The 12,617-nt window shown below is 58.0% G+C and carries 10 protein-coding genes; 4 read left to right on the top strand and 6 right to left on the bottom strand.

The window, feature by feature from the left end:
* Window positions 1–438: 438 nt before the first annotated feature.
* A complete protein-coding gene (locus ABX749_RS06810; protein WP_372895308.1) occupies window positions 439–1,350 on the bottom strand; it encodes an alpha/beta hydrolase in 912 nt (303 codons plus the stop codon).
* A 96-nt stretch (window positions 1,351–1,446) separates the two neighbouring features.
* Between ABX749_RS06810 and ABX749_RS06805 the strand changes: the two genes are divergently transcribed.
* From ABX749_RS06805 to ABX749_RS06795, 3 genes are all read left to right on the top strand, one after another.
* Window positions 1,447–2,013: a hypothetical protein gene (locus tag ABX749_RS06805; RefSeq protein WP_372895307.1), complete on the top strand. Its 567-nt coding sequence runs from the start codon at window positions 1,447–1,449 to the stop codon at window positions 2,011–2,013.
* Between the two features lie 112 nt (window positions 2,014–2,125).
* Window positions 2,126–2,476 (top strand): hypothetical protein, encoded by a 351-nt coding sequence (locus tag ABX749_RS06800; RefSeq protein WP_372895306.1) that lies wholly within the window; start codon window positions 2,126–2,128, stop codon window positions 2,474–2,476.
* Window positions 2,477–2,559: 83 nt separating this feature from the next.
* Window positions 2,560–3,624 carry a hypothetical protein gene (locus tag ABX749_RS06795; RefSeq protein ID WP_372895305.1) on the top strand — a complete coding sequence of 355 codons (1,065 nt, stop codon included), beginning with the start codon at window positions 2,560–2,562 and terminating at the stop codon, window positions 3,622–3,624.
* A gap of 847 nt (window positions 3,625–4,471) precedes the next feature.
* On the opposite strand, the gene ABX749_RS06790 is transcribed toward ABX749_RS06795, so the two are convergent.
* The 3 genes from ABX749_RS06790 to ABX749_RS06780 form a co-directional block, all read right to left on the bottom strand.
* Window positions 4,472–5,593: an ATP-binding protein gene (locus ABX749_RS06790; RefSeq protein ID WP_372895304.1), complete on the bottom strand. Its 1,122-nt coding sequence runs from the start codon at window positions 5,591–5,593 to the stop codon at window positions 4,472–4,474.
* Window positions 5,594–5,797: 204 nt separating this feature from the next.
* Window positions 5,798–6,544 (bottom strand): metallophosphoesterase, encoded by a 747-nt coding sequence (locus ABX749_RS06785; protein WP_145217754.1) that lies wholly within the window; start codon window positions 6,542–6,544, stop codon window positions 5,798–5,800.
* A gap of 62 nt (window positions 6,545–6,606) precedes the next feature.
* A complete protein-coding gene (locus tag ABX749_RS06780; protein ID WP_372895303.1) occupies window positions 6,607–9,957 on the bottom strand; it encodes a sulfatase-like hydrolase/transferase in 3,351 nt (1,116 codons plus the stop codon).
* A 317-nt stretch (window positions 9,958–10,274) separates the two neighbouring features.
* Here ABX749_RS06780 and ABX749_RS06775 point away from each other — a divergent pair, with 317 nt between their 5' ends.
* Window positions 10,275–10,787, top strand: a complete 513-nt coding sequence (locus tag ABX749_RS06775) for a response regulator (protein WP_372895302.1) — start codon at window positions 10,275–10,277, stop codon at window positions 10,785–10,787.
* A gap of 37 nt (window positions 10,788–10,824) precedes the next feature.
* On the opposite strand, the gene ABX749_RS06770 is transcribed toward ABX749_RS06775, so the two are convergent.
* Together ABX749_RS06770 and ABX749_RS06765 are read right to left on the bottom strand one after the other, a co-directional pair.
* Window positions 10,825–12,357, bottom strand: coding sequence for a hypothetical protein (locus ABX749_RS06770; protein WP_372895301.1), 1,533 nt, complete (start codon window positions 12,355–12,357; stop codon window positions 10,825–10,827).
* Between the two features lie 67 nt (window positions 12,358–12,424).
* On the bottom strand, window positions 12,425–12,617 hold a 193-nt coding region (locus tag ABX749_RS06765; protein WP_372895300.1), incomplete at its 5' end, for a hypothetical protein.

The following is a 12,617-nucleotide window of genomic DNA, read 5'->3' as shown; positions in this document are numbered from 1 at the left end:
TGGTGATCGGGTGCGAGCCGACGGGCAATCTCCAATCGCAGGCAGGACCCCGGACGGGGTCAAAGCCAGTAGCCGGAGGTGAGCGCAGCGACACCTCCGGATATCCGACCTCCCATCTGCCGTGACCCCGGAGGGCAACGCTGTGAAGCATTTATTCCCAGTGTTTGACGAGGTGTTAGCGGCAGGGCGCAAGCCCAATGCCGCTAAATCGACGTTGATGGTCGCCCGGACGCTGGCGCGAACCGGCTGATGTCAATTGATCATCAGCCGTTTGGCGCGAGCCTACGGGCCCAGCGCTGGTCAATACCTTGTCGATTTAGCGGTATTGGGCCCAAGCCCTCCGGTCGCTCATCGTTCCCGAAACACCGGAGGGCGCGAGCCCTTCCGCTACGCTGAGAACAATGTGCAAACCTGGGCGCTGGCGTGGACCGGCATCCGTCACTTCGTCGTCACGACGCCCAACCGCCGCAACCAATCGGCGCACAAATCGGGCCATTGTTTTGCCCCCGGCAACTGCTGCGCCAGTCCCAATCCATGACGGCCTTCCGGGAAGACGTGTAACTCAGCCGCGACGCCGTTTTGGACACACGCCAGGTAATAATCCAGACTGTTCTGGACCGGAACCGCCGTGTCTTCACCGGTGTGGAACAGAAACGCCGGCGGCGTGTTCTCGGTCACCTGTTTTTCGTTCGACAGCGATTCCAACAACGCTGCGTCCGGCTCCGCACCGATCAGGTTTCGTTGGCTGCCCTTGTGCGTGTACGGTTTGCCGAATGCGATCACGGGGTAGCACAAGATGCTGAAATCCGGTCGTGACGAAACCCGTGCAATCGGGTCTTCCGATGCGGGATCGGCGTCCGCAAAGTGGGTCGAGACCGTCGAACACAAATGGCCACCGGCGGAAAATCCGATCACGCCGATCCGCTGCGGATCAATGTTCCACTCCTCGGCGCGGGCTCGCAAGGTTTGAATGGCCCGCTGTGCGTCCATCATCGGCGCGGGGTGCCCGTAGCCTTTGCCGGCATTGCCTTTTCCCCGCAACCGGTACGTGCAAATCGCCGAGCTGACGCCCAAGGACTGGAACCATTCTGCGAATTGATAGCCCTCGTGATCCATCGCGTGCCCGCCGTATCCGCCACCGGGCAGAATCACCACCGCCGCAGTCGGCGTCTCCGACTCGACTCGCGTCACGATCAATTGTGGAACGTCGCCTTCACCGCGGAGCGTGGTGCCCGGCGGCAAGTCGGGCCATAGCGATTCAGTCGTCGAGCCCGCAGGCGGTGCTCCGTTGCAGACAGAGACCGCGATCGAAAGGAATGCCAAACAACAAAGTCGAAATCCAAAGTTCATGAAAGGAATGCCAAAGTGGGAATGTGTTGCAAATTTGTCATGATGCACGTGATGCGAAACATAGTTTACACCCGGTGACGCCCACCGTTGAACTTGATGGAATGGGAAAAGCAGAAGGCGGGTCAGATCCCAGAGCATCTCGCTCCGATCTTGAGACGGATCGGCTTGGACAGTCACGGTTGGTGCGAGCTGGTGACGAAGCTCGGCATGATCTTCAAACGTGCCGCGGCGATGTTTGCTTGGCCACTTCGTACACACCTTGACCTCGCCGCTCGACGTTCATCCCTTCATCACTGCAAGGAACGTTCTCGTACTTTCTCCGAGCGCTGGTTTTCGATCAGGTTCAGGTCACACTCGATTTTTTTAAAAATCTTTCTAAATTTTTCTTGGATGCAATTCGGCAAACCAATAAGTTCACCCCACATCAATAGAAGCAGTCTCGACTGTAACATCCACACGACGCCGGGGGCAGGCATGATCGTACGGGTTTTCTTCGCTACCTTGCTGACCTGTTTGACAGGCATTTTATATTCAGCGGATCCAAATAGCGAAGGTGGAAAGAATGAAGTCTTGTTGACAAACAAGACGGTCTCGAAGCTTCCACTTTACGCGACCTTACAGGTTGTTGGCGGACAGGTTGAAATTCGAACGCTCAATCAGTAAGGGGTAGAACATGAGATTCTTTACGTTGGCTTGCTTGATCGCGATCACAGGAGGCGGGGCCATAGCACAGGGAGACTGTGTACGCTACGTCGTTCCATACAATTGGATTCGCGTGTGCGATACGACTTACACAGAAACGTGTTGGACCGGCCAAAGCGGTGGCGTCAAGACGTATCAATGCGGAAACCCCCAAACAGCAGCGGTCTGCGCGGGCAAGACATGGCTCTACCATGGTGATGACTACAACGCGACCGTCAAGGAGCAGCGGGACGCAGGCTTTAACGAAGAAGGAAGAGAACCTGATGAAGCCAATCCAGATACCTACATTTGCTATTCCGAGGGAGATTGCGATTGCGAATGGGCTGAAACCTATTGGAAGTGTACAGGTGATATCGATAACGCAAGTCACGAAGAATCGGTAGAGATTGTCGAACTGAGTGGCGTCCAATGTTTCGGTATGTAGCGTGAGGGTAGAATTGAACCGGGCGTGGCCCTTCTGAACCACGTCCGTGAGGCAATGCATCTTGATTGTGGCAGGATCTGAAAATGCGGTTTCTTAACCCTTCCATTGTTTTCACCATGCTGTTCGCAGCCGCTGGCTTGCTGTCCGACGGCTTGCTGTCCGACGGCTCTTTATCCGCTGACGAGCCTGCGATTTCCCCTTCCGCCAAAGAGCAGGTGCTTCAGGGGCTGACCGACTTGACGCTGCTCCGCGACAGTGTGCTGAAACGCTACACACTGATGGTCACAGGAGAAAGCCAAACGATTTACGACGCCAAGGTCAAGCGACCACCACTGCAGATTGATCGCATCTACCGATTGCAGGCAGCCGACAAGCAAAAGAATCTGACGTATCGTGCGTCCGGCAAAGTGATGGGACCTGAGTCGTCCAGCCGCACCTACGAATTTCAGTACTGGGTCGAACTGTACGAGTGCAAAGGAGAAACGAAAGGACGAGCCGGGTCAGTTTCACGACATGGATACAAAGTTCGCGAACAGCAACAGAGCATTCCCGACTTCATTAAGCAGCAACGGCTGTCCGGTGTCCGCTTTGATCCTTTCGACGACTTGGTATTGCACGCCATGTTTCTTCGCAACCCCGAAGATCAATACGGCTGGATCGAACAAGTTTACCTGCAGCAAAGTGAACTGTTGGAAGCCGAAACTATTACTCAAGGCGATCTGCGTAGCCGGTGGCGTTGGAAGCATTACACACTCGACTTCGAAATCGAACTGTTGCAGTCCAAAGCATTCGACTACCTGCCGGTCAAAGTTAAATATGTCAGCCAGATCGAGCAGATGCCCAGGCTGTTCGCGGAAACAGAAATCGAGTGGCGTAAACATGCTGCGTCGGGCAAGTACCTGCCGCACCTGATCAAGGCGGCTTCAGGAAGCCCCTACGGGCACAAACAAGAACATCATCACTGGGTCTTCGATTGGCGGATCGGCAAACAGATTCCCGACGACTTCTTTCGCTGCTCGCTGGATGATTTCCGCCCCCAATTTTCTCCGCTCTACGAGTTCTACTTTGACAGCTACGGCAAACCCGGCGGGGTAATGACGGGGACGCCGTGGAAAACGCCTGCCGAGCTGGCCGACGAATCGCAGTAGGTGCAGAATGCGTGCGTGCACCCGCTCAGCCCGGAGGTTTCCATGGCTCGCCTGCCAGCCCCGAACACACACGCGGCAAGGTTTGGGAGGCGAGCGCCGCCAGACATTTGAAGTGCACTCATGAGATCAAGACGCCGTGGCCAGCACAGCGCCGATGAACTGCGTGCGGGTGATTGGTGAAGTGGAGGGCCTGGGTGATGCCCGGAGGGCAGGCACAGTGTCTGCCGGCGGTGTCAGCCGCCGGTTGAGAGACTCTTTCTGTTGCATTAGCCCTGAAAGGGCGACACAGTCTATGCTGCCACGACGTAACCGGTGCGCGCTGTGTCGGCCTTCCAGGCCTGCGTCGACGTTGCGTTGCTGCCCGGGCCCTGACGGGCCCGGCAATCACTCTGTCAGCCCGCCGGGCTTTCGGATCCTCGCTGCGACCCCGGCGGGGCAACGCTGTGAAGTGTATTTTAGCGTTAGGGCGCGAGCCCTCCGGTGTTTCGGGAACGATGAGGGCCCGGCGGGCTTGCGCCCTGCCGCTAACACCTCGTCAAACGCAGGGAATCAATGCTTCACAGCGACCCCGCCCGGGGGCGTGGGGAGGATTGGGGGCGTGGTCCGGAGGTGGCGCTGCGCGGACCTCCGGCTAGTGGCTGTGATCCCTTGGGATAAGAATCTCGCTTCCGCGCGTGGGATTGGCGCGGTCTTGATCTCTCGTGGCCCCTTGTGCGATCCACAAACGCATGGCTCCCCCGTCACTCGCGTTGTGTGGTCCGCGGTGTTTTTCATTGACTCAACGAGGAATCCTCCTCTGCTCGCGATGCGGCACTCTAAATCTCAACGTTGATGCAGCGCGACGCTGTCAGCGAACCAACTGACGAACTGGCAGCGTCAAGTAGAAGGACGCACCGCCTAAGACGGATGGGCCGGCAACCAGTCGGCCGGCGTGCCCTTCGACGATCCGACGGGCCGTGGCCAGACCCAGGCCGGTCCCCATGGTCTTGGTTGTGTAAAAGGGCTCAAAAACTTTTTCCTGGTCCGCCCCGGGGATCCCCGGGCCGTTGTCGCTGATGACCATGGTGATTGCCGCGCGGCCGCTCAATTGGGCCGGTTGATAGGAAACATCGACCAGCGTGGTCGATGGGCCGGATTCGGCCGCGTTACTAAAGATCACCTTCAGGGTTTGCCAGATCGCGTCACGGTCCATTTCGCAATCCAACTCCATTCCTCGCACCAGGTGCTGCAGCCTTAATCGATCTTCAAACGGGGAAAGGGATGCCCAAGCCTCCTCGACCACGTGATCCAACCGGCCGGTGGAGAACGACAGTTGGATCGGCTCGGCATAGTGTTGCACCTCTTCGTACAAACCGACCAAGCGTTGTTGGGCGAGTTCAATGCGGTCAAGCAACTTTGTCGCCTCGGCGTCTTGCTTGATGGAATATCGCAGCAAATCGATGAAACCTTGGGCGCGATGGAGCGAGTTTCGGCCCTTGTGGCTCAAGCCCTTCATCGCTTCGCCGATCGCCGCCAGCCGAGTCGTCTCGACCAATTTGTTTTCCACCAGCTTGCGATCGGTGATCGTCAGGTGGGCCGTCACCGCTTTGTCGGGATCGTTTCTCAAGGGTGAAACATGCAGCATGAACCAACGTTGCTGTGTCGGTGAATGGCATGGGTACTCGAGCGTGAACACCTGTCGCTTGCCGTGCAGCACATCGCTGATTCCCTGGAAGGCCTGTTCGGCGTAAAACACGTCAGGCCCCTGAGTCGATCGGCAGACATCCAGATAGTTTGCCCCGACACCGGTTGCCGCGGGACGGCCACCGTTTTGCAGCGAAAAATCGTCCCACGCCTGGTTCGTCGCAGCAATCGCCCCGGTTGAATCAATCACCGCCAACGACACCGTCAGCGAATCGAGCACTTTTGCCGCCAAGTCCAGGCTGGGATGGATCTGCGTAGAACCATTCAACGCGTTGGTAACTGCCATCGGATGCTCAGGGGACAGTAGATTGTTGCCAGCGGAACCAGCGATTAGTGGTTGGCGACTCTTGATTATAGCGCTCTTTGATGCGCAGCAACGCACAAAACTTCGACTTAATGTGCAAGTTAGGCATCCCCATTCGCCTGACGCCCGCGACTTGGTTGTCATTCACGTGGCATACCAAGCACACGTAAGCTCGTGTGCTTGGACTTAGGCGCGGACGGTGGCGGGGGCACTGAGCGTTGTTTCGACGATTCGAAACTTCATGCCGCGGATGGCTGCACCACCATTGTGAAAGCAAAGCCCTTGGTACTGAATGCCATCCAGATCGACATGCGTGTGTCCGAAGTAGACATCTGTCACGCCATCGTCCAGCCCGTGGCCGATTCGTTCGACGTACGCGTTGATCCGCCGCAGCACTTTCATCTCTCGAATCGAGAGAACCACCAATCGATGCAGCCGCGCATGAATCGCCATGTCATAGGCGACGTGCCACAACCCGGTCTTTTTCTTCTTCCGCTCGAATTTCTGTCGCCGCGAATCCAGTCGCGCGTGATCGAGCGGTCCGTCGGCGACGTCGCCATGCAAAAACAGGCAGTTGTCTAGACGAGCAAAGTAGCGATGCCGCGTGAAATTTGGATGTCGCGACGCCAACGCGTCCAATTGCTCGACGAATTCGGGGCGTGAATCGTGGTTGCCCAAGATGTAGTGGTACTCGCAATTGGCATTTTGCTCCAACAGGTCTTCGATCCACTCGACGGCCTTTTCCACCGACCGCTCATCGCTCTCGTGGGTACTCCATTTGAAATCAAAGATGTCGCCTCCCAGAACCACCGTGTGTGTCTGACGAACCCTGTCGCGCAGCTCCGGCAGGATCAGGTCTCCGGTCGACCGATTGGAGAACAGATGCAGATCCGAGACGAAATAAGCGTTTGTCGTTTCCGATTCACTCGTCATTCTGTTTCAACTCACCTCTCGTCCACGCTGCGGGTTGCGAACACTGCACATCAATCCACCTGTCAATGCCGGACATCCAGGGTCAGCGGCCATCCCGGGATTTGCTCCTGATCCGGTTTGCGGTCCGAATCCAGCGTGTGTAATTGTAGCGTGATCCGGCTGTTGGGTTTGTCGAACAGCACCATTCCATAGCCTTGCTTGCCCGGCGCAGTGGCGGCAACGGTCAGCTTGTTGCCGAAGCGGTCGTGGTGGTTCCCAGAGCCTTCGATCCCAGGGATCTCCCGGCCTTGGGCTGGCTCGCTCGGCCCCCAGCGACGGTTCTGTTCGGAGGCAAACGCGGGCACCGAAAACGACCACGGACCGTCCCCCCAGTCATCGATTCCTAATTGCGCCAGAGTTCCGTAGTGGATGTCGCCGGAAAGCATCACGGCCTGCGACGGCGCGATCGCACGCAACGCCCGGTCCCGAGCCGATTGCGGCCAGCCATTGGAATCCATGTCGCCGAAGCGTGTGTCGTAGTTTGCGATGTTGACCAACGGCGACTGATTCAGGACGGCGGCCAACTGTTTGCGTTGCGCGACCCGGCGGGCCCAAGCGCGGACAAAGTCCTCTTGGGCTTTGCCGAGTAACTGCAGGTCGGGCCGGTCCAGCTTAGCCGCGTCGAAGGCAGGATCCATGATGACTTCCAGGGTCCGATTGGGGGCGTCGGATTCGGGATCCTCGATGGCCGCCGAGAGCACCTCGCTGGGCGGAGATTTAAATTTTCGATCTTCGAGTATCGCCAGTGAGACCCCGCCGTAGTCGAGTGACGTGAAGTACGCGTTGATGCCATCTCCCCAGGGTCCGGGCGATGCGGGGTCGGGTAGATGGGCGGTTTGAGTCAACTCGGCCGCATTGACCCACATCGGATCGGCCGGGTAGCCGCCCGTGGTGCGGTCGCCGGTCATCCGACGCCCACCGTCGCCCCACAAATCATTGGCATACACGTCGTGGTCATCGGTGATCATGATCGACGGCCGGTCTTTCAGCAGATCACGAAAGATCAGTCCGAACTTTCGCCACTTGGCCAGGTAGTTGGCCATGCCGGCGGGGACTTCGGATTCGTCTTGAGGCGTGATCACTTCGCCGCCCGCGTTGCTTTCATAGATTTGGTCCCCGGCAAAGAACACCAAGTCGGGGTCTTGCTCGGTCATTTGGGCGACGGCTTCGGTGTACGGAAAAAACTTGTCATTGACGCAGGCCACGACCATCAATTTCAACACCGGCTGGTCCGTCGGTTCCTTTCGAATCACACCCTGCCAACGGCTCTGTCCGCTGACGACGCGATACGGCACGCTCTGTGTTGCATCCCAATCTTCCAACCGGAACGTTGCCATCGCAGTGAGCGGATCAACGCGCGCCTCCGCTTCGGTCGACCACTGATTCTCGCGATAAAGTTGCAATCTGACGGTCGCATCGCTGGGATTGAGCGGATCGGCGTCAGTGTGGGCGGTCAATTTGACGGTGTTGTCGCTCAATCCGTACTGCGTCCAAAGGACCGCCGGGGTCTGATCGTCCGCGTTGGGCAGACGCGTGACCGTCACGAAATAGGCGCCGTGTCGCTTGCCGTCTGGGGTTTCCAGCCAAGTCGACAATTCGCACGGGCCGGCCGGCAGTTCCACTTCGAACTCGGCCGACGTCGTCGTTCCGGGAGCCTCGATCGGCCGTTCCATCGTTCGGCCGGCGATCTCGATTCCGGCCGCGGTGGAATCGATCGGTTGTTCCAGGTAGTCCGGCCAGCGCGAAAGTGAAAACCGATAGTTGCCGGGCTTGGCCACTTCGATCCACCAGGGACCATTAGCGATCATCCGTTTGACGACATGGGCGTGTGCCCACGGCGGGTTTCCACCGGGCATCACCCATTCCTGGCTGGTCAAAGGGGTCGGATTCTCCAACTCCGATCCGATCAAGATGCGAGTCGGTTGCATGCCCGCCTTGACCGAATCGAACCAGTCGAGGTGGGCCTGGTTGAGTTTCGCGAAGACGTCCGGATAGTCTTCGGCAACATTATTTCGCTGTGTGGGGTCGTTCTGCATGTCATACAGTTCACGACCTTCGACGAGATGCCATCGCTGGGTCATTGCGACACCGATCTCCCACGGATCGCCCGGTTTGACGAAGCCGTTTCCGCCATGCATCTGGCTATGCAGAATCCGCTCCGGCCAGTCCGGATTGGGATCGGTGATCAGGGGCACCAACGAGCGTCCATCGAGTGCGGGCCAATCGGCCGGGCGTTTCAGACCGCACAGATCGATCAAGGTGGGCGTCAGATCCAGGTGTGCCGACAGCGTGTCGATCCCGCGTGGCGAGCCGAGATTGCCCTTCGGCCAGCGAAGGAACAACGGCACGTGATGGCCGCCATCGTAGGCGGAACTCTTTCCGCCACGCCGACCGGCATTCTCGCGGGCGTCGACGGGCCAGCCGGTGATGCGACCTCCCTTGCCAAAGATCGTTCCGGCCGAGGTGCCGTTGTCGGTCAGGAAAATCAGCACGGTATCGTCGGCGAGTTGCTCGGTGTCCATCCAGCGAAGCAGCCGCCCCATGTTCCAATCGAAATTCGCGACCATCCCCTTGAAAGCCGCCTGGGTTGCCGGCAGCCCCGCATCCAGAAAGGGCTGTTTCCATTTGTCCGCAACCAGATAAGGATCGTGCGGCGCGTTGGTTGCCAGATAGACGAAGAACGGTTTGTTGCCTCCAGCGTCGCGAGCGGCTTCGCTCATGAAGCTCATCGCTTCGTCAAACCAGACGTCCGTGCAATAACCGTCGAATTGCTTCCAGCGATCTCCGACCAGGTAGGTGTCGTCGAAGTAGTCGTTTGTCCAATAGTCCGAAATCTGAGTCAATCCGCCGCAGCGATGCCAAACCGATCGATCGAACCCACAATCCATGGGACGCGACGGGGCACAATCGCCGAGGTGCCATTTGCCGAACATCCCCGTCGCGTAACCGTTTTGCGAGAACAGATCCGCCAATGTCTTTTCGCGTGGGTGCAGCGACGTCAGACCGGACGAGGTGCGATAAGCGCCGGTGCGAGCCGGATAGCGACCGGTCATCAAGGCCGCACGTGTGGGCGTGCAATACGGTGAGACATGAAAATTAGTGAATCGAATGGATTGCGCATGAAGGGCATCCAGGTGCGGTGTTTGTAGATGTGGGTCACCGTGGCACGACATGTCGCCATACCCTTGATCGTCCGTCATGATCACCACGACGTTGGGCCGAGTCCCCACGTCAGCACCGCACGCAGACTGGGCAAAAACGGTCGCAATCAATACCACGCATGCGGCTGCAAACGTGGTAACAAATCGCACAGGGACCACGTGATCGAAAGCCGGATTATTGGCCGCGGAATGCCGCAACGAAGAGAAGCTCATGATGGCACTTATGAGGAGTCGAAGAGATGACGTCGGTGTATTCAAATCCACTGCACTATAGCAAAGTTGCTCTGCGAACGAGCTTTCCTCCGGCGGTCCAGCCAACGTGACCACGCCGATCGTTTTCCTCGTGAGGCCATCGCAATGAGTTCCCCCCGGAATAAGTAAGACAAGTTGCGATAGTGCGCGACCGGTTGTCGTTGAACGCATTCACAAACAGAATGAGCCGTCCAATAGCCGAATGTGATTATCAAAAAAACTGGCGCCGCCGTGTGACAAACACGGTATGATCACAGCTTCGGCACGATCACGTTTCGGTGACGGGAACCACTTCCCCGCTGCCGTTTCAAAGCGGTCGCATTTATAGCGGTCACATTTATTCGGAACACATCGATCCGAGACAGGAGTTCGGGGTGGTAAATTCAGCTGAGCTGATGAATCGACACGGCGGTATCAAGTTACTGTGCATCGACGACGACGTCCTCGGGCTCAAGTCGCTGACGGTGCTGATGCAAACCCTAGGCTATCAAATTGATTGTGCCGAAAGCGCGGCGGATGGTTTGGAAATGGTCCGCAACGGAGACTACGACCTGGTCATCACGGATATGAATATGCCCGAGATGAACGGTCTGCTGCTGACTCAAGAAATCAAAAAGATCGTACCGGAAACGCCCGTCATCGTGATCACCGGAAGCATCGACATGGGGAGCCGTGAACTGGCGTCGGGCGTCTGCCCGGACTGCGTGCTCGTCAAGCCACTCGATCTGCACGAATTCTCCGAGCAATTGAATCGCTTGCTGCAGGGTGAAACGATCCGCGAGTCCGAATAAGACCCTCGGTAGCGGTTGACGGCCCACCGGGCGACCCCTACCCGACCGCAGATCGAATGCGATCGACCAGTCCGTTATCACGGTCACGGCTTCCGGGCAACAGATAGGTCGACGCGGCCAGATAGCTGTTGCGGAACTTCGGCGAGACCGCGTAGAAATCTTCCAGCACGGCTGAACTGAATTTGTAATCGTGGGAATCGTTGCCTTTGAGGAACACCAATTGGCGGGCGGTGTGAATCATTTGTTCGGCCTGGCCGCCGGTTGCCAGAAACGCCATCGCGCCGCGTGATGCTTCCTCACGATTGTCGTTGATCAGTTCAAAAATCTTGGTGACCGAGGTCGCCTGCTCGGGGGCTTCCAAGTCTTGCAACTGATCGATGCTTTTTGTTGCCACCTTCCCGCGCGACTGCATCGACGATCGGAAGTGGGGAATGAACGCGGCGTTCTGCAACAGCAGCCGCAGACGGGTCTTCGGATCGCGGGCCGTCCGATAGGCGTACTGCATCGCGTTGGTGGTCGTCGATGAATGCAGCGAAATGATGCCGGGTTGCTGCATCAGCATCTCACCGGCCGATAGAAACAACGCATCGGCGATCGACTGGGGATGGATGCCGGACTGAATCAGTTTGGCTGTCTCGCGCACTGCCTGTTCGGGTGTGGCATCACGCAAGGTTTGCAAGTGTGCCACCGTGACCGACGGATCCAGCTTGCCACTGTTCCATTGATCATCGAAGCCGTCGACCAATGAATCGGTCACCCGCCACGCCGCGTCGGGTGTCAAGTCGCTGGTCGACGGATTGGGCTCTCCGTGGTGATTCAACAGCGCGTAGGTCAGCGAACGCAACACGGGTTCGGCGTACCGCCAGCCGATGCATTGCAAGGTGCGAAAGCTATTGGCCACAAAGATGGCTTTGTGCCCGATGCTGCGAAAGTCGCGGCATCCGTAATGGGCCATCAATTCAAACACTTCGTTCGCGCCGGCGGAACGGACCAGTCCCGCGACCGCGGCGTCGGCCGCATCGACATCCCAGTTGTCCATCGCATCGACAAACGCTTGACGTGCCTGGTGCGGTGCCGGGACGGACGATTCGTTCACCGCTGCCATCGTCCAATTGCCTTCCTGGACATCGCGGGCTTGGGACGATTTAAAGTAATCGAGTGCCCAGAAGATCGGCAACCAACGATCTTGATCGGGCGATGCCAGGCTGGCCAGGTGCGCCGAGTTGACGACTAGCACGGCATGGAATTTAAAACCCACACTCGGCCTCGGCTCGACGTTGCGGACGCCGGCCAACAGCAACGCCGTGAGGACTTCTCGATAGGACGTGCCGCTGCGGACTTTGTCGGCAAACACTTCCACGACCCGATTGCGCGGCGTCTCTTCGAGCAATCGCACCAAGGGTTCGATATCGTCGCTAAAACGGACGGCTTGTTGGTCAAGTGTCGCCTCGGCGGCGCTGACACGCGGCAAATGGTTGATGATGTCAAGCTCGCTCAACGCCAACGCGGCGGTTGCCCCGCCACACACGCCCAAAAAACTTCGCCGTGGGGTGCCTGCTGTTCGATTCATCGTCTTGCTCCGCAAATGCCTAGAACCTCAAAAAGAGTCCGCCAACCCATCATCGTAACCGATTCATTCACGCCGCTGTAATGGTATGAGAAGTGGAACAGGTAGCCCGGTAAAATTGCTGCTTGCGTTCCAGGTAGCCGGTAGTGGACGAGGCGACGAGTCCTTCGCTTCGTGTCACCTTGTGCTCCAGGTAGCCGGTAGTGGACGAGGCGACGAGTCCTCGGCTTCGTGTCACCTTGCGTATCACGTAGCCGGTAGTG

The sequence above is a fragment of the Stieleria sp. genome (genome assembly GCF_041595215.1).
GTDB classification, from domain to species: domain Bacteria; phylum Planctomycetota; class Planctomycetia; order Pirellulales; family Pirellulaceae; genus Stieleria; species Stieleria magnilauensis.
The sequence above is the reverse complement of the archived record's forward strand: the minus strand, read 5'-3'. Positions and strand labels throughout refer to the sequence as shown.